Origin of the sequence: Methylobacterium soli, assembly GCF_008806385.1 — a bacterium.
Taxonomy (GTDB): domain Bacteria; phylum Pseudomonadota; class Alphaproteobacteria; order Rhizobiales; family Beijerinckiaceae; genus Methylobacterium; species Methylobacterium soli.
In genome coordinates, this window is record NZ_VZZK01000010.1 from 157,674 (window position 1) to 173,504 (window position 15,831).

Annotated in this window: 10 protein-coding genes; 7 read left to right on the top strand and 3 right to left on the bottom strand. The window is 69.9% G+C overall.

Annotated elements, in window-relative coordinates; genetic code table 11:
* Nucleotides 1-510 precede the first annotated feature (510 nt).
* Nucleotides 511-672, top strand: a complete 162-nt coding sequence (locus F6X53_RS32360; protein WP_191970811.1) for a hypothetical protein — start codon at nt 511-513, stop codon at nt 670-672.
* A 63-nt stretch (nt 673-735) separates the two neighbouring features.
* On the opposite strand, the gene F6X53_RS12325 is transcribed toward F6X53_RS32360, so the two are convergent.
* The 3 genes from F6X53_RS12325 to F6X53_RS12335 form a co-directional block, all read right to left on the bottom strand.
* Entirely contained in the window at nt 736-1,923 is a 1,188-nt protein-coding gene (locus F6X53_RS12325; RefSeq protein WP_151000311.1) for an ABC transporter permease, read from the bottom strand.
* A gap of 31 nt (nt 1,924-1,954) precedes the next feature.
* Complete coding sequence (locus tag F6X53_RS12330) at nt 1,955-2,410, bottom strand: DUF4112 domain-containing protein (protein ID WP_151000312.1); 456 nt, start codon at nt 2,408-2,410, stop codon at nt 1,955-1,957.
* Nucleotides 2,411-2,581: 171 nt separating this feature from the next.
* Complete coding sequence (locus tag F6X53_RS12335; RefSeq protein ID WP_151000313.1) at nt 2,582-3,736, bottom strand: aminotransferase; 1,155 nt, start codon at nt 3,734-3,736, stop codon at nt 2,582-2,584.
* Between the two features lie 379 nt (nt 3,737-4,115).
* On the opposite strand from F6X53_RS12335, the gene F6X53_RS33670 reads away from it, so the two are divergent.
* From F6X53_RS33670 to zwf, 6 genes are all read left to right on the top strand, one after another.
* Complete coding sequence (locus F6X53_RS33670) at nt 4,116-4,250, top strand: hypothetical protein (RefSeq protein WP_280526024.1); 135 nt, start codon at nt 4,116-4,118, stop codon at nt 4,248-4,250.
* A gap of 356 nt (nt 4,251-4,606) precedes the next feature.
* Nucleotides 4,607-6,034, top strand: coding sequence for an MdtA/MuxA family multidrug efflux RND transporter periplasmic adaptor subunit (locus tag F6X53_RS12345; protein ID WP_151000314.1), 1,428 nt, complete (start codon nt 4,607-4,609; stop codon nt 6,032-6,034).
* A 181-nt stretch (nt 6,035-6,215) separates the two neighbouring features.
* On the top strand, nt 6,216-9,341 hold the full coding sequence (locus tag F6X53_RS12350) for an MdtB/MuxB family multidrug efflux RND transporter permease subunit (RefSeq protein ID WP_151000315.1): 3,126 nt from the start codon (nt 6,216-6,218) through the stop codon (nt 9,339-9,341).
* The gene (locus tag F6X53_RS12355) at nt 9,338-12,685 is read left to right on the top strand and encodes an efflux RND transporter permease subunit (RefSeq protein WP_151000316.1); all 3,348 of its coding nucleotides are present in this window, start codon (nt 9,338-9,340) and stop codon (nt 12,683-12,685) included. The genes F6X53_RS12350 and F6X53_RS12355 overlap by 4 nt, the downstream gene beginning before the upstream one ends.
* Nucleotides 12,682-14,178, top strand: a complete 1,497-nt coding sequence (locus F6X53_RS12360; RefSeq protein ID WP_151000317.1) for an efflux transporter outer membrane subunit — start codon at nt 12,682-12,684, stop codon at nt 14,176-14,178. Before F6X53_RS12355 ends, F6X53_RS12360 begins: the two co-directional genes overlap by 4 nt.
* Nucleotides 14,179-14,308: 130 nt before the next feature.
* Nucleotides 14,309-15,829, top strand: coding sequence for a glucose-6-phosphate dehydrogenase (zwf, locus tag F6X53_RS12365; RefSeq protein ID WP_151000318.1), 1,521 nt, complete (start codon nt 14,309-14,311; stop codon nt 15,827-15,829).
* Nucleotides 15,830-15,831 lie beyond the last annotated feature (2 nt).

Below are 15,831 nucleotides of genomic sequence, written 5' to 3' on the forward strand. Positions count from 1 at the left end.
AAATGCCCGCAATGTTGTTCTATGTATGAATTTGGACCCATGGATCTGCCACAATAGTGCCCAGGCGCCCGTGCCGGCACGCGGAGACAGGCCTCTCTCGGAGATGGAGCCTGTTCTGATCCGCGCTAGCCTGCCGAGGCCGATGCTTCCACAGCATTCGATCGAGAAGATGCCAGCGGCACCCCTGCAATCCAATGATCGACGCTCCGGCTTGGTCTTCGGTCTTGGCAGGATCAGGACGTCTGAACAGAAAATGCTCAAATAGAACCGTGATGAGCATTCTGATACCGTTGGGTTCCGCTTCGCGCGGAGTCGCGCGTTTCTCGCAATAACGCTCCTGCTCCTGTTCGGCCCACCCGCGTATCGGACCGAGACGTGGCAGCATTCGGCTGTGAATTTTTTAGCCGATGCTCGAAAGCAACCCATCAATTCGATCAGTGGTTGTGTTCACGCGCCCATCATCAGTCTCGCTCGGTCGGAGCGAGCGGGGCCGTTCGGAGGAGAACTTCCATGAAGATCCTTGCTGCCGCCAGTGCGATCGCCCTTCTGCTGGCAACACCGGTCCTGGCCCAGGGCCGTGACCCGCACAGCTCCTCGGGCGCGGCCGGCAATGCCGAGCAGAACAACAAGCCGCAATCGAACAGCGCGGGGGGCGGCGCCAGCGGCCGGTAAGGGCCGAAGCCCGGACCGGCGGGCCACGCCAAGGTTCGGCGTGGCCGGCCTCCGGTCGACCGGCTAGCGGAAGGTCTTGCGGGGGTCGAAGGCGTCCCGCACCGCCTCGCCCGCGAAGATCAGCAGGCTGAGCATCGTGGCGACGACGGCAAAGCCCGTCAGCCCGAGCCAGGGCGCCTGGATGTTGTCCTTGCCCTGGGCGAGCAGCTCCCCCAGCGACGGCGAGCCGGGCGGCAGCCCGAAGCCGAGGAAGTCCAGCGAGGTCAGGGTCGTGATCGAGCCGTTCAGGATGAAGGGCAGGAAGGTCAGCGTCGCCACCATGGCGTTCGGCAGCAGGTGCACCGCCATGATGCGGATGTTCGACAGCCCGAGGGCGCGGGCCGCCCGCACGTACTCGAAATTGCGCGCGCGCAGGAATTCCGCCCGTACCACGCCGACGAGCGCCACCCAGGAGAACAGCAGCAGGATGCCGAGCAGCACGAAGAAGCCCGGCGCGATGAAGGCCGAGATGATGATGATGAGGTAGAGGGTCGGGATGCCGCTCCAGACCTCGATGAAGCGCTGGAAGGCGAGGTCGACCCAGCCGCCGAAATAGCCCTGCACCGCCCCCGCGACGACGCCGATGACGGACGAGATCAGCGCGAGGGTCAGCCCGAACAGCACCGAGATCCGGAAGCCGTAGATCACGCGGGCGAGGACGTCGCGGGTGGTGTTGTCGGTGCCGAGCCAGTGCCACTCGATGTCGCGGCACCCGGTGCCCCCGGTCGCCTCGGCGACGGGCCTGCACTGCGCGTCGGTGAGAAGCCAGGTCGGTGGAGAGGGGGAGGGCGTCGGCAGCCCGGTCAGGATGGTGTCGTAGGAATAGGGGATCGGCGGCCAGATCGCCCAGCCGTTCTCGGCGATCTCCTTGCGGGTCTCCGCGGCGCGGTAATCGGTCCGCGCCAGGAAGCCGCCGAACTTCTCGTCCGGGTAGTCGATCAGGACGGGAAACAGGATCTCGCCCTTGTAGGAGGCGATGATCGGCTTGTCGTTGGCGATGAACTCCGCGAACAGGCTGAGCCCGAACAGCCCGACGAAGATCACGAAGGACCAGAAGCCGAGCCGGTTGCGCCGGAAATTGGCGAGCCGGCGCCGGTTGAGGGGCGAGAGCCCGCGCCGGGTCGTGGGCGCCAGCACGATCGGCGCGGCACCCGGCATCGGCGCCGAGAGGGCCTCCGCCTCGGCCTCCGCGGGGCGGGCGACCTCGTTCATCGTCTCCGCCCCCCGGTCCCCGACCACGCGCTCAACCGTCGATGCGGATGGCCGTGCCCTCGATCTCGCTCGGACGCAAGCCGCCGTGGCGCTCCAGGTGGCGGCGCAACAGGCGCACGTTGCGCCGGTTGGCCTTGAAGGCCGCGTCGAACAGGTCGCCCGCCAGCGGCACCGCGCCGACCATCCCGTCGAAGGCGACGTTGAGCGCCATGCGGGCGAGGAGCCAGCGCGGCACGCCGAGGCGGCGCGCCTCGTAGAGGATGTAGGACGACATCAGCATGCCGGCGAAATCGCCGACGATCGGCACGAGGCCGATCACCGCGTCGATGCCGACGCGGCGGTTGGTGCCGGGGATCAGGAAGGCCGAATCCAGGAGATGGGCCAGCTTCTCGAGGCGCGCGAGGCTCGCCTCGCGGCTCGTGTCGGCCACGCGGAAGGCCGTCGCGGGGTCCCGGGGGGCGGCGCGGAAGGACTCGTATGCGGTCATGGGGAGGGATGTGGCCCCGCCGCGGCGCCGCGGCAAGACGCGCGCGATCAGGACCTGCCTGATCCAGACCTGCCCGATCCAGACCTGCCCGATCAGACCCCGCGCGATCGAGGGACGCGCGATTCGGGCTTGCCCGATCGAGCCACGGCCTGCCGGGATGGCCCGGCCCCCTCACGCGGCCCTCCGGGCCAGGACGGACATCCGCTCCAAGGCCGTGTCGAGGGTCGCATCCGCCTTGGCAAAGCACAGGCGCACGAGGTTGCGCACCGGGCTCGCGGCATAGAAGGCGCTCACGGGGATCGCCGCGACGCCGTGGCGGCGGACCAGGGCCTCGCAGAACGCGACGTCGTCGCCCCAGCCGAGATCCGCGATGTCGATGTTGAGGAAGTAGGTGGCCTGCGAGGGCAGCACCGTCACCCCGAGGGCGCCCAAGCCTGCCGCGAGCCGGTCGCGGGCGCGGGCGAAGTCCCGGCGCATCCCGGTGAAATAGGCGTCCTCCCTGGCCAACCCGTAGGCGACGGCCTCCTGCAGGTTCGGGGGCGTCGTGAAGGTGAGGTACTGGTGCGCCTTGGCGAGCCCGCGCATCAGCCGCGCCTCCGCCATCACGAAGCCGACCTTCCAGCCCGTCAGGCTGAAGATCTTGCCGGCCGAGCCGATCTTCACCGTGCGCTCGCGCATGCCCGGCAGGGCGATCAGGGATTGGTGATGCCTTCCGTCGAAGACGACGTGCTCCCAGACCTCGTCGCAGACCGCGACCGCGTCGAAGCGCTGGCAGAACCCGGCCAGCAGCGCGAGATCCTCCGCACCGAACAGGGTGGCGCTGGGATTCAGGGGATTGTTGAGGAGGACCACCCGGGTCCGCGCCGAGAAGGCCTCCGCCAGGGCCTCCGCGTCGAGCCGGAAGGCGGGCGGGCGCAGGGTGACGATGCGCGGCACGCCGCCGGCCCGGCGCACCAGGGGCAGGTAGGCGTCGTAGAGGGGCTCGAACAGCACGACCTCGTCGCCGGGCTCGATCAGGGCGAGCAGCGCGCCGGCGAGCGCCTCGGTGGCGCCCGAGGTCACCATCACCTCGGTCTCGGGGTCGAGGATGAGGCCCTGATGATGGGCGTAATGCGCCGCGATGGCCCGGCGCAGGGCCGGCAGGCCCATCATCGGCGGGTATTGGTTGAAGCCGTCGCGCAGGGCCTCCGCCCCCCGGGCCCGGATGTCGGCGGGGCCCGGATCGTCGGGGAAGCCCTGGCCGAGATTGATCGCCCCGGTCTCGCGGGCGAGGCGCGACATCACCTCGAACACCGAGGTCGGAAGATCGGCGAAGACCGGGTTCATGTCTGGAATTCTACTTCCGCATCAGGCGTTTGGAAAATGAGCGCCGGCGCCGTGCCGCGGATCGCCCCGCCTGCCAGTATCACGGCGCTCCCACGCGGCGAAGCGTGCGCTTGCGCACGCGGGCAGCCCCCCGCCCGGCGCCGATCGAGTGACGAATGTTGACATTCATCACTCGTGAGATAACTCTTGGGAACACGGCTGGAACGGCCTTCGCCTGGACGGAACTCCGCCCCCTCGTTCAATCCAAGTGACAGTGCCGTTCCGGTCGTGGAGAGGGCCGCCAACCCCGTTGGCGGCCCTTTTCGCGTGCGCTCCACCGGAAATCCGCTAGAGGGGGGCGCGCGACCCTGAACTCACCGCGCGCAGCCTCTGCCTCCCCATGCGAACCTGCCTCGCCCTCGCCCTCGCGTTCGGCGCCCTCGGGGTGGCCCTGCGCTTCGCCGTCCCGGTCGCGCCGGCGGACGCGTCGTTTCGCGAGGTCTTGCAGCTTTATCGCTCCCTTGAGCGCCCCTGAGAGGCCCTCGCACCAGCAACACCCCGGAAACGTCGGTGCCGTACTGACGACGCATTGCGCGGGCATTGGCCGGACCCTGCGGAATCGCGCGCCGGGCTCCCTCACGAAGATGCCGCACGCGCGCTCGCACGGGGAACCTTGTACAGGACGAAATGCTCACGACGTCTGATCGGAAGGATATTTCGACGGACAACCGGCCCCCGCTCCCGATGCGGGGTGGACAAGGCCGGGGCCGGGCTGCGGAGATGCGGGCGCTGATGCGGAGCGGACCGCAGCCAAGCCTCCGCAAGGCTTTGGGCAAGGCTTCGGGCAAGGCTTCGGGATCGTCCACCGGCAGGTGTTCAGGTTAAGCAGGTATGAACGAGAGTTCACCCATCCGGACGGAGACGGCGCGCGAGATTCACGCGGCGCCCCCGCCTGCCCGCACGCGGCGGCGCAGCCGCCTCGGCCGCTGGCTGCTGGTGCTCCTCCTCCTCATGGGCGCGGGCGCTGTCGGACATCGCTGGTACGACGGCTCGAAGACCCAGACGGCCGGCGAGCCCGGCGCCACCAAGGGCCGGGGCGCCGGGCGCGGCGGGCGGCAGGGCGGCGGCGGCGAGCCGGCCCAGGCCGTCGGCATCGCGAGCGTGACCGCGGGCGACATCCCGGTGGTGCTCCAGGGCCTCGGCACGGTGACGCCGCTCGCCACCGTGACGATCCGCTCGCAGATCAGCGGCTATCTCACCGAGATCGGCTACCGGGAGGGCCAGATGGTCAAGAAGGGCGACTTCCTCGCCCAGATCGACCCGCGGCCCTACGAGGCGCTGCTGGCGCAGTACCAGGGCCAGCTCGCCCGCGACCAGGCGCTGCTTCAGAACTCGAAGCTCGACCTCGCCCGCTTCCAGCGGCTGGTGCAGCAGGACTCGATCTCGAAGCAGAACGTCGACACACAAGGGGCCCTGGTGAAGCAGAACGAGGGCACGGTCGCGGCCGACCAGGCCCTCGTCGACCAGCAGAAGCTCAACGTCGCCTACACGCGCATCGTCTCGCCGGTCGACGGCCGCGTCGGCCTGCGGCAGGTGGATCTCGGCAACTACATCACGGCCGCCTCGACCAGCATCGTGGTGGTGACGCAGCTTCACCCGATCTCGGTGCTGTTCACCCTCCCGGAGGACGACGTCTCGCGGGTGATGCGGCAGGTGCGGGCGGGCGCGAAGCTGGTGGTGCGCGCCTACGACCGGGGCGACGCCAACGAGATCGCCACCGGCGTGCTCGACACCGTCGACAACCAGATCGACACGACGACCGGCACCGTGAAGCTGCGCGCGATCTTCCAGAACGACGACGAGGCGCTGTTCCCGAACCAGTTCGTCAACGCCAAGCTCACGGTCGACACGGTGCGCAACGCCCCCGTCGTCCCGACGGCCGCGATCCTGCGCGGCACGCCGGGCACCTACGTCTACCTGATGGACGGGAACGACAAGGTCGTGGTGCGCCCGATCAAGGTCGGCGAGACCGACGGAACCCGCACCGCCGTCACCGAGGGCCTCAAGGTCGGCGACCGCGTCGTGACCGACGGCACCGACCGCCTGCGCGACGGCGCCAGCGTGCGCATCACCGGCGGACCCGCGGCCTCCCCGGAGGCCCCGGCGGGCGACACGGCGTCCGGCGACAAGGCTTCGGGCGACAAGGCTTCCGGTGACAAGGCTTCCGGTGACAAGACGGCGGCTGACAGGGCCGCGGCCGGCGAGGCGCCGCCCCGGGAGCGCAGGCAGGGCCGCCGCGAGCGGCAGCAGGCCCCGTGAGCACGCCCCGCCCGCTTCCGCTCCGACCCGGCCACCGCATGCGGAGCTGCGCGCCGGCCTTCGCAGCGCGTGCGGCGGCCGCTCGGGATGAGGGAGCCGGTCGGACGGGGCTTGCCGGCGGCCAAGTCTTGGCAGGGCTCTTGGCAGGGGTCTTGGTGGGTGTCTTGGCGAGGCTCAGCCCATGAACCCGTCGCGCCTCTTCATCCTGCGGCCGGTGGCCACGACGCTCCTGATGCTGGCGATCCTGATCGTCGGCATGGTGTCGTATCTCAACCTGCCGGTCTCGGCGCTGCCGGCCGTCGATTACCCGACGATCCAGGTCCAGACCTTCTACCCGGGCGCCAGCCCGGAGGTGATGACCTCGGCCGTCACCGCGCCGCTGGAGCGGCAATTCGGCCAGCTCGCCAACCTCAACCAGATGACCTCGCAGAGCTCGGCCGGGGCCTCCGTCATCACCCTGCAATTCAGCCTGGACCTGTCCCTCGACATCGCCGAGCAGCAGGTGCAGGCCGCGATCAACGCGGCCGGCAACCTCCTGCCCTCGGACCTCCCGGCGCCCCCGATCTACGCCAAGGTGAACCCGGCCGACGCGCCGATCCTGACGCTCGGGCTCACCTCGAAGACGCTCGCGCTGACGCAGGTGCGCGACCTCGCCGAGACGCGCCTCGCCCAGAAGATCTCCCAGGTGGCCGGCGTCGGCCTCGTCAGCATGGGCGGCGGCCAGCGGCCGGCCGTGCGGGTGCGCTTCAATTCGCGCGCGCTCGCGGCCTACGGCCTCAACATCGACGACCTGCGCACCACGATCACGAATCTCAACGTCAACACGCCCAAGGGCAATATCGACGGCCCCAAGCAATCCTACGCCATCAACGCCAACGACCAGATCCGCGACCCGCGCGCCTATAACGACGCGATCATCGCCTACAAGAACGGCGCCCCGGTGCGGCTCTCGGACGTCGCCGACGTGGTGGACGGGCCGGAGAACACCAAGCTCGGCGCCTGGATGGACGAGACGCCCGCCGTCATCCTGAACATCCAGCGCCAGCCCGGCGCCAACGTCATCGCCACCGTCGACAAGATCAAGGCGCTGCTGCCCCAGCTCCAGGCGACCCTGCCGGCGGCCATCACGGTGACGCCGCTCACCGACCGCACCACCACGATCCGGGCCTCCGTCGAGGACGTGCAGTTCGAGCTCGGCCTCGCCATCGCCCTCGTGGTGCTGGTGATCTTCCTGTTCCTCCGCAGCCTCTCGGCGACCCTGATCCCGAGCCTGTCGGTGCCGCTCTCCCTGATCGGCGCGCTCGCCGTGATGGACCTCTACGGCTTCTCTCTCGACAACCTGTCGCTGATGGCGCTCACCATCGCGACGGGCTTCGTGGTCGACGACGCCATCGTGGTGATCGAGAACATCGCCCGCCACGTGGAGGAGGGCGACGCCCCGCTGGAGGCGGCGCTCAAGGGCTCGCGCGAGATCGGGTTCACCATCATCTCGCTGACCGTCTCGCTGATCGCGGTGCTGATCCCGCTCCTGTTCATGGGCGACGTGGTCGGGCGCCTGTTCCACGAATTCGCCATCACGCTCGCGGCCACGATCGTGATCTCGGCGGTGGTCTCCCTCACCCTAGTGCCGATGCTGTGCGCGCGCCTCCTCAAGCACGTGCCGGCGGATCAGCTCCGCAGCCGCGAGGGCTTCCTGTCCCGCATGGGCCGCCGGGCCATGGACGGCACCATCGCGGCCTATGGCCGGGCGCTGCGGGTCGTGCTGAACTACCAGGGCCTGACGCTCCTCGTCGCCCTCGGCACCGTCGTGCTCACCGGCTACCTGTTCGTGGTGATCCCGAAGGGCTTCTTCCCCGTCCAGGACACGGGGGTGATCCAGGGCATCACCCAGGCCGACCAGACCGTGTCCTACGCGGCGATGGCGGAGCGCCAGCAGCGCCTCGCCGCGATCATCCTCAAGGATCCCGACGTCGCGAGCCTGTCCTCCTTCATCGGCGTCGACGGCCAGAACGTGACGCTGAATTCGGGCCGGTTCCTGATCAACCTGAAGCCCCGCGACGCGCGCACGGCCGCCGCGAGCGGCGTCATCGACCGCCTGAAGCAGGCCAGCGCCGGGGTCTCGGGCATCCGCCTCTACATGCAGCCGGTGCAGGACCTCACCATCGACACGGCGGTCTCGGCGACGCAGTACCAGGTCATCCTGGAGAACCCGAACCTCGAGGAATTCGAGACCTGGGTGCCCCGCTTCGTGAGCGCGCTCCAGCGCTCGCCCCTGCTCGCGGACGTGGCGAGCGACCTCCAGGGCAGCGGGCTCGCCGCCTACGTCACCATCGACCGCGCGACCGCCGGCCGTTACGGCATCACCCCGGCCACCGTCGACAACGCCCTCTACGACGCCTTTGGCCAGCGCATCATCTCGACGATCTTCACCCAGTCGAACCAGTACCGGGTCATCCTCGAGGCCGATCCCGACCTGCACCGGACGCTGGAGAGCCTCAACACGATCTACCTGCCCTCCTCGACGGCGACCTCGGGCCAGGTCCCGCTCTCGGCCGTGGCGCGGGTCAGCGAAAGGCGGGCGCCGCTCCTGATCAGCCATCTCGGGCAGTTCCCGGCCACCACGGTCTCGTTCAACCTCGCGCCCGGCGCGGCCCTGGGCCAGGCGGTGGAGGCGATCGAGGCGGCGCGGCGCGAGATCGACCTGCCGTCGAGCTTCCGCATCGTGCCCCAGGGCTCGGTCTTCGCCTTCCAGGCGGCCCTGGGCAACGAGCTGTTCCTCGTGCTCGCCGCCATCGTCACCGTCTACATCGTGCTCGGCGTCCTCTACGAGAGCTTCATCCACCCGATCACGATCCTCTCGACCCTGCCGTCGGCCGGCATCGGGGCGCTTCTCGGCCTGATGCTGTTCGGGCTCTCCCTCGACGTCATCGCGATCATCGGCATCGTGCTCCTCATCGGCATCGTGAAGAAGAACGCCATCATGATGATCGACTTCGCGCTCCAGGCGGAGCGCGAGGAGGGCATGAGCCCGCCCGACGCGATCTTCGAGGCCTGCCTCCTGCGCTTCCGCCCGATCATGATGACGACGCTGGCCGCGCTTTTCGCGGCGGTGCCCCTCATCGTCGGCACCGGCGTCGGCTCGGAGCTGCGCCAGCCGCTCGGCATCGCCATCGCGGGCGGCCTCATCGTCAGCCAGGTGCTGACGCTCTTCACCACGCCCGTGATCTACCTCGCCTTCGACCGCCTGGAGCGCCGCGTCACGGGCCGCCATCGGGGCGAGGCGGCGGCCGGCGAGGCGCTGCCGTGAACGTCTCGGAGCCGTTCATCCGGCGCCCGGTCGCCACCACGCTCCTGACCATCGGGGTGCTGCTGGCCGGCCTCTTCGCCTTCCTGAAGCTGCCGGTGGCGCCCCTGCCGCAGGTGGATTTCCCCGTCATCCTGGTCCAGGCGCAGATGGCGGGCGCGAGTCCCGACACCATGGCGACCACGGTGGCGGCGCCGCTCGAGCGCCGCCTCGGGGCCATCGCCGACGTCAACGAGATGACCTCGACGAGCTCCACCGGCACGGTGCGGATCGTCCTGCTGTTCGGGCTCAACCGCGACATCGACGGGGCGGCGCGCGACGTCCAGGCGGCGATCAACGCGGCGCGGGCCGACCTGCCGACGGCCTTGCGCCAGAACCCGACCTACCGGAAGTTCAACCCCGCCGACGCCCCGATCCTGATCCTCGGCCTCACCTCGGACACCCTGTCGCCGGGCCAGCTCTACGATTCCGCCGCCACCGTGGTGCAGCAGAAGATGTCGCAGCTGCCCGGCGTCGGAAACGTCGATATCGGCGGCTCCTCGCTGCCCGCCGTGCGGGTCGAGCTCGATCCGACGGCGCTCTTCCACTACGGCATCGGCCTCGAGGGCATCCGGGCGGCGCTCGCCTCCGCCAACGCCAACTCGCCGAAGGGCGCCATCGAGACGGGCGAGCGCCACTACCAGCTCTACGCCAACGACCAGGGCCGCACCGCCGCCGAGTACCGCGACATCGTGGTGGCCTACCGCAACGGGGCGGGCGTGCGCCTCACCGATGTCGGCCAGGTGATCGATTCGGTGGAGGACAAGCGCAATCTCGGCCTGATCAACGGCAAGCCCGGCGTCATCCTGTTCATCTACAAGCAGCCGGGCTCGAACGTCGTCGAGACCATCAAGGGCCTGAAGGAGGCCTTGCCGCAGGTCCAGGCGGCCCTTCCGGGCGACATCGACCTGACCATCACGGGCGACCGCAGCGCCACGATCCGCGCCTCGCTCGCCGAGACCGAGGAGACGCTGCTGATCGCGGTGGGCCTCGTGGTCTTCGTGGTGTTCGTGTTCCTGCGCTCCTGGCGCGCCACCCTGATCCCCGCGGTGGCGGTGCCGATCTCGATCGTCGGCACCTTCTCGGCGATGTACCTGCTCGACTATTCCCTCGACATCCTGTCGCTGATGGCGCTCATCATCGCGACGGGGTTCGTGGTCGACGACGCCATCGTGGTCCTGGAGAACATCCAGCGCTACATCGAGCAGGGCAAATCCCGGATCGAGGCCTCGCTCCGCGGCGCGCGCGAGGTCGGCTTCACGGTCATCTCCATGAGCCTGTCGCTCATCGCGGTGTTCCTGCCGATCCTGATGATGGGGGGCCTCGTCGGGCGCCTGTTCCAGGAATTCGCCGTCACGCTGTCGCTGGCGATCCTCATCTCGCTCGTGCTCTCGCTCACCACGACGCCGATGATGTGCGCGCGGCTCCTCAAGCCCGAGACGCACGATCCCTCCCGGCGCCCGAACCTGTTCATCCGCGGCCTGGAAGGGGCCTTTTCGGGCTCGCTGCGGGGCTACGAGCGCTCCCTGCGCTTCGGCCTGCGCCACAGCCGCCTCGTGATGCTGATCCTGCTCGCCACGATCGGCCTCAACGTCTACCTCTACGTCATCGTGCCGAAAGGCTTCTTCCCCGAGCAGGATACCGGGCAGATGATGGGCGGCATCCAGGCCGACCAGCGCATCTCCTTCCAGGCGATGGAGCAGAAGCTGCGCCAGGCCACCGCCATCGTGCAGGCGGACCCGGCGGTGGACAGCGTCGTGGGCTTCACGGGCGGGCGCGGCACCAACTCCGCCAATGTCTTCGTCGGGCTGAAGCCGCGCGGCGAGCGCCCGTCGATCACCGAGGTGATGAACCGCCTGCGCCCGAAGCTCGCCCAGGTGGCGGGGGCCCGGCTGTTCCTGTTCCCGCGCCAGGACCTGCGGATGGGCGGGCGCCAGAGCTTCGCCCAGTACCAGTACACCCTGCAGGGGGACACCGCCGAGGAACTCTACGCGGCGGCCCCGCAGCTGGTGCAGGCGCTGCAGAAGAACCCGATCTTCGCCGACGTGACCTCGGACCAGCAGGAGGGCGGGCTGGAGAGCCGCCTCGTCATCGACCGGGCCACCGCCTTCCGCTACGGCATCACCCCCGACAAGATCGACAACACCCTCTACGACGCCTTCGGCCAGCGCCAGGTCTCGACGATCTACAACCCGCTGAACCAGTACCACGTCGTGATGGAGATCGCGCCGCGCTACCTCCAGTCGCCCGAGACGCTCAAGATGGTCTACGTCTCGACCTCGGGCGGGAAGGCTCGGGGCTCGGCGACCACGAACGCGGTGGCCGGCACGGTGGCGGCGAACGGGGCGGCCAACACCAACGGCACCGGTTCGACCGCGGCCGCGCCCGACACCACGGCCACCGACCCCTCGACCACGGCCGCCGCCATCGCGAGCGATTCCGCCCGCAACGCGGCCTCCAACGCCATCGCGGCGAGCAAGGGCGGCGCCTCCTCGAGCGCGCCGGTCTCGAGCGCGAAGGAGACCATGATCCCGCTCTCGGCCTTCGCCCGCCTCGAGACCGGCAACGCGCCCGTGCAGGTGAGCCACCAGGGCCTGTTCGTCGCCACCACGGTCTCGTTCAACCTGGCGCCGGGCAAGAGCCTCTCGGACGCCACCGCGGCGATCGACGCCGCGATGGCGTCGCTGCGCCTGCCCGCCACCATCCACGGCGAGTTCGCGGGCGCGGCCAAGAACTACCAGGCCTCGGCCTCGCGCCAGCCGCTGCTGATCCTGGCCGCGATCCTGGCCGTCTACACGATCCTGGGCATCCTCTACGAGAGCTTCATCCACCCGATCACGATCCTCTCGACCCTGCCGTCGGCCGGCATCGGGGCGCTGCTGGCGCTCTTGGTCTCGGGCACTGAATTCACCGTGATCGCCCTCATCGCGGTGTTCCTGCTCATCGGCATCGTGAAGAAGAACGCGATCATGATGATCGACTTCGCCCTCGACGCCGAGCGCACCCACGGCGCCAACCCGCATGACGCGATCTTCGAGGCCTGCCTCTTGCGCTTCCGGCCGATCATGATGACAACGCTGGCCGCGCTGCTCGGCGCGGCGCCCCTGATCCTCGCCGGCGGCGAGGGCTCGGAACTGCGCCGTCCGCTCGGCATCGCGATCGCCGGCGGCCTGATCGTGAGCCAGATCCTGACCCTTTACACGACCCCCGTCGTCTACCTGTATCTCGACCGGCTCCGGCACTGGGCGAAGGCGCGCCGCGCCCGCCGCGCTGCGGGCGGCAGCGCCGCGCTTCCGGCCGCAGAATGATGCGGATCCGGGGATGGCTGGCGGCCACGGGTCTGGCCGCGCTCACGGGCGGCTGCATGGTCGGGCCCGATTACGCGCGTCCCTCCGTCGAGACGCCGCTCGCCTTCAAGGAAGGCGGCCAGCGGGAGGACAGCGCCGCCGCCGTCGCGTCGAAGAAGGGCTGGCGCCCGGCCCAGCCGAATGACGGGGCCGAGCGCGGCGACTGGTGGCGGGTGTTCAAGGACCCGGCCCTCGACCGGCTGGTGCGCCTCGTCGACGTCGACAGCCAGACCCTGCGCCAAGCGGTGGCGGGCTACAGGCAGGCCCGCGCCCTGGTGGAGCAGGCCCGCGCCGCCCTCTACCCCACGGTGATCGGGGCGCCCGGGATCTCGCGCGTCCGGGCGGGCGGCGTCGAGCGGACCAATGTCTCGCTCCAGGGGCAGGCGAGCTGGGAGCTGGACCTGTTCGGCGGCACCCGCCGCAACATCGAGAGCGAGGTCGCCGCGGCCCAGTCCGACGCGGCGCAGGTCGGGCTCGTGCGCCTCTCGGTGCAGGCGGAAGTGGTCACGAACTACCTGCAACTGCGCTACGCGGATGCCCTGCAGCGTCTCCTGAACGAGACGGTGGAGGCCTACAAGCGCACCCTCGCGATCACCGAGAACCAGTACAATGCGGGCGTCGCCGCCCGCTCGGACGTGATCACGGCGCAGACGCAGGTCGAGACGACGCGGGCCTCCGCCATCGCGGTCGGCCTGCAGCGGGCGACCTTCGAGCACGCCATCGCGCTCCTCATCGGGCGCCCGCCCTCGGAGGTCTCGATCCCGGTGGCGAGCCTCGGCGCCCGCCCGCCCGCGGTGCCGGTCGGCATCCCATCCGCCTTGCTGGAGCGCCGCCCGGACGTGGCCCAGGCCGAGCGCACCGTGCAGAGCCAGAGCGAGCTGATCGGCGTGGCGGTCGCGGCCTTCTACCCGACCGTGACGCTCTCGGCCTCCGGCGGCATCTCGGGCGATCCGCGCAACGGCCTGTTCTCGGCGGCCAACCAGGTCTGGTCGGTGGCCGCCGCCGGCACCGAGGTGCTGTTCGACGGCGGCGCGCGCTCGGCCGCGCTCCAGGCCTCGCGGGCGGCCTATGACGGGGCGGTGGCCAATTACCGGCAGGTGGTGCTCACGGCCTTCAGCGAGGTCGAGAACGGGTTGGCCGGCGTGCGCATCCTCGCCCGCCAGCAGGCCGCGCAGGACGCGGCCGTGGCCTCGGCGCGGCGCGCCGTCGAGATCACCCTCAACGAGTATCGCGCCGGCACCCAGAACTTCACCACGGTCATCACCGCCCAGGCGCTCGCCCTCAACAACGAGGTCGCGGCGCTCCAGGTCAGGCTCAACCGCTACACCACGGCGGTGTCGCTGATCCGGGCCCTCGGGGGCGGCTGGGACGTGCGCAGCCTGCCGGGCGGTCCGGAGCTCCTCGGCGCCCGCCTGCCGATCGACGGCGGCCAGGCGGTGCGCCCCGACGAGTAGGGCGGCGGGCGCCCCCGATTCCCAGCGCACGGAGGCGTGATCCGCCGGAACGCCCCGCCTCACCGGCCGTTTGACGTGCGATCCCGCCGGCTCAGCTTGCGGCGGGTCCGATCGCACCCGGAGCTTGCCGATGGAACGGACCGTCACTCTCAACGGGCCTGCCGCCTGCGGCACGAAGGCCGCCCCGCCCTGCACCCTCGTGATCTTCGGGGCCGCGGGCGACCTGACCAAGCGCCTGCTGATGCCCGCGCTCTACAACCTCTCCGGTGCCGGCCTCCTCGCCGAGGGCTTCAAGATCCTGGGCGTCGACCACAACGACAACAGCGACGAGGGCCTGCGCCAGGACCTCACCGCCACGATGGAATCCTTCACCAAGGACGCCACCTCGGAATTCCACGCCGACCACATCGACCCGAAGGCCTGGGGCTTCGTGCGGGACCGGATCCAGTTCCTGAAGGGCGATTTCGAGGATGCGGCTGCCTATGCGGCGCTGAAGGACCGGATCGAGGGCAGCGTGGTGTTCTACCTCGCGGTGGCGGCCCGCTTCTTCGGGCCGATCGTCGAGCATCTGGGGCAGGCCGGCCTGCTCAAGCAGCAGGACGGCGCCTTCCGGCGCGTCGTGATCGAGAAGCCCTTCGGTTCCGACCTCGCCTCGGCCCAGGCGCTCAACGCCCGCATCCTGAAACAGGCCGACGAGAGCCAGTTCTACCGGATCGACCATTTCCTGGGCAAGGAGACGGTCCAGAGCATCATGGCGCTCCGCTTCGCCAACGGCATGCTGGAGCCGATCTGGCGGCGCGAATACGTCGACCACGTCCAGATCACCGCGGCCGAGACCATCGGGGTCGAGGATCGCGGCGGCTTCTACGAGCCGACCGGGGCTTTGCGCGACATGGTGCCGAACCACCTGTTCCAGCTCCTCTGCATGGTGGCGATGGAGCCGCCGAACTCCTTCGAGGCCGAGGCGGTGCGCAGCGAGAAGGCCAAGGTCGCCGAGGCCGTGCGGCCGATCGAGCCGGGGGATGCCGTGCGCGGGCAGTACACGGCGGGCACCGAGAAGGGGACGGCCGTCATCGGCTACCGGGACGAGCCGCACGTGGCCAAGGATTCCAACACCGAGACCTACGTCGCCGTGAAGCTCCAGATCGAGAACTGGCGCTGGGCCGGGGTGCCGTTCTACCTGCGCACCGGCAAGCGCATGACCGATCGCCTCACCGAGATCGCGATCCACTTCAAGCCGCCGCCGTTCCGCCTCTTCAGCCAGAGCGCGGTGACGGAACTCGCCCCGAACGTGATGCGCCTGATGATCGACCCCGAGCAGGGCTCCAGCACGGTGCTGAACGTGAAGCGGCCCGGGCCGCAGATGCGGCTCGGCCGGGTCACCACCACGTTCCGCTACGGCGACTTCTTCACCGAGCCGCCGAATGTCGGGTACGAGACCCTGCTGTACGATTGCATGGTGGGCGACGCGACCCTGTTCCAGCGCGCCGACAACATCGAAGCCGGCTGGGCCGCGGTGGATCCGCTGCTGAAAGCCTGGAAGAGCGCGGGCGTCGAGGATTACGCGGCCGGCACGGACGGGCCGAAGGGGGCCGAGGACCTCCTCGCCCGCGACGGCCGGCAATGGCTGCCCCTCGACGGCACCTCCTGATC

Bases quoted from the DNA above. Each gene is read 5' to 3' on its own strand.
- F6X53_RS12360 (WP_151000317.1), top strand. From the start codon at position 12,682: ATGATGCGGATCCGGGGATGGCTGGCGGCCACGGGTCTGGCCGCGCTC.
- F6X53_RS12325 (WP_151000311.1), bottom strand. From the start codon at position 1,923: ATGAACGAGGTCGCCCGCCCCGCGGAGGCCGAGGCGGAGGCCCTCTCG.
- F6X53_RS12345 (WP_151000314.1), top strand. From the start codon at position 4,607: ATGAACGAGAGTTCACCCATCCGGACGGAGACGGCGCGCGAGATTCAC.
- zwf (WP_151000318.1), top strand. From the start codon at position 14,309: ATGGAACGGACCGTCACTCTCAACGGGCCTGCCGCCTGCGGCACGAAG.
- F6X53_RS32360 (WP_191970811.1), top strand. From the start codon at position 511: ATGAAGATCCTTGCTGCCGCCAGTGCGATCGCCCTTCTGCTGGCAACA.
- F6X53_RS33670 (WP_280526024.1), top strand. From the start codon at position 4,116: ATGCGAACCTGCCTCGCCCTCGCCCTCGCGTTCGGCGCCCTCGGGGTG.
- F6X53_RS12350 (WP_151000315.1), top strand. From the start codon at position 6,216: ATGAACCCGTCGCGCCTCTTCATCCTGCGGCCGGTGGCCACGACGCTC.
- F6X53_RS12330 (WP_151000312.1), bottom strand. From the start codon at position 2,410: ATGACCGCATACGAGTCCTTCCGCGCCGCCCCCCGGGACCCCGCGACG.
- F6X53_RS12335 (WP_151000313.1), bottom strand. From the start codon at position 3,736: ATGAACCCGGTCTTCGCCGATCTTCCGACCTCGGTGTTCGAGGTGATG.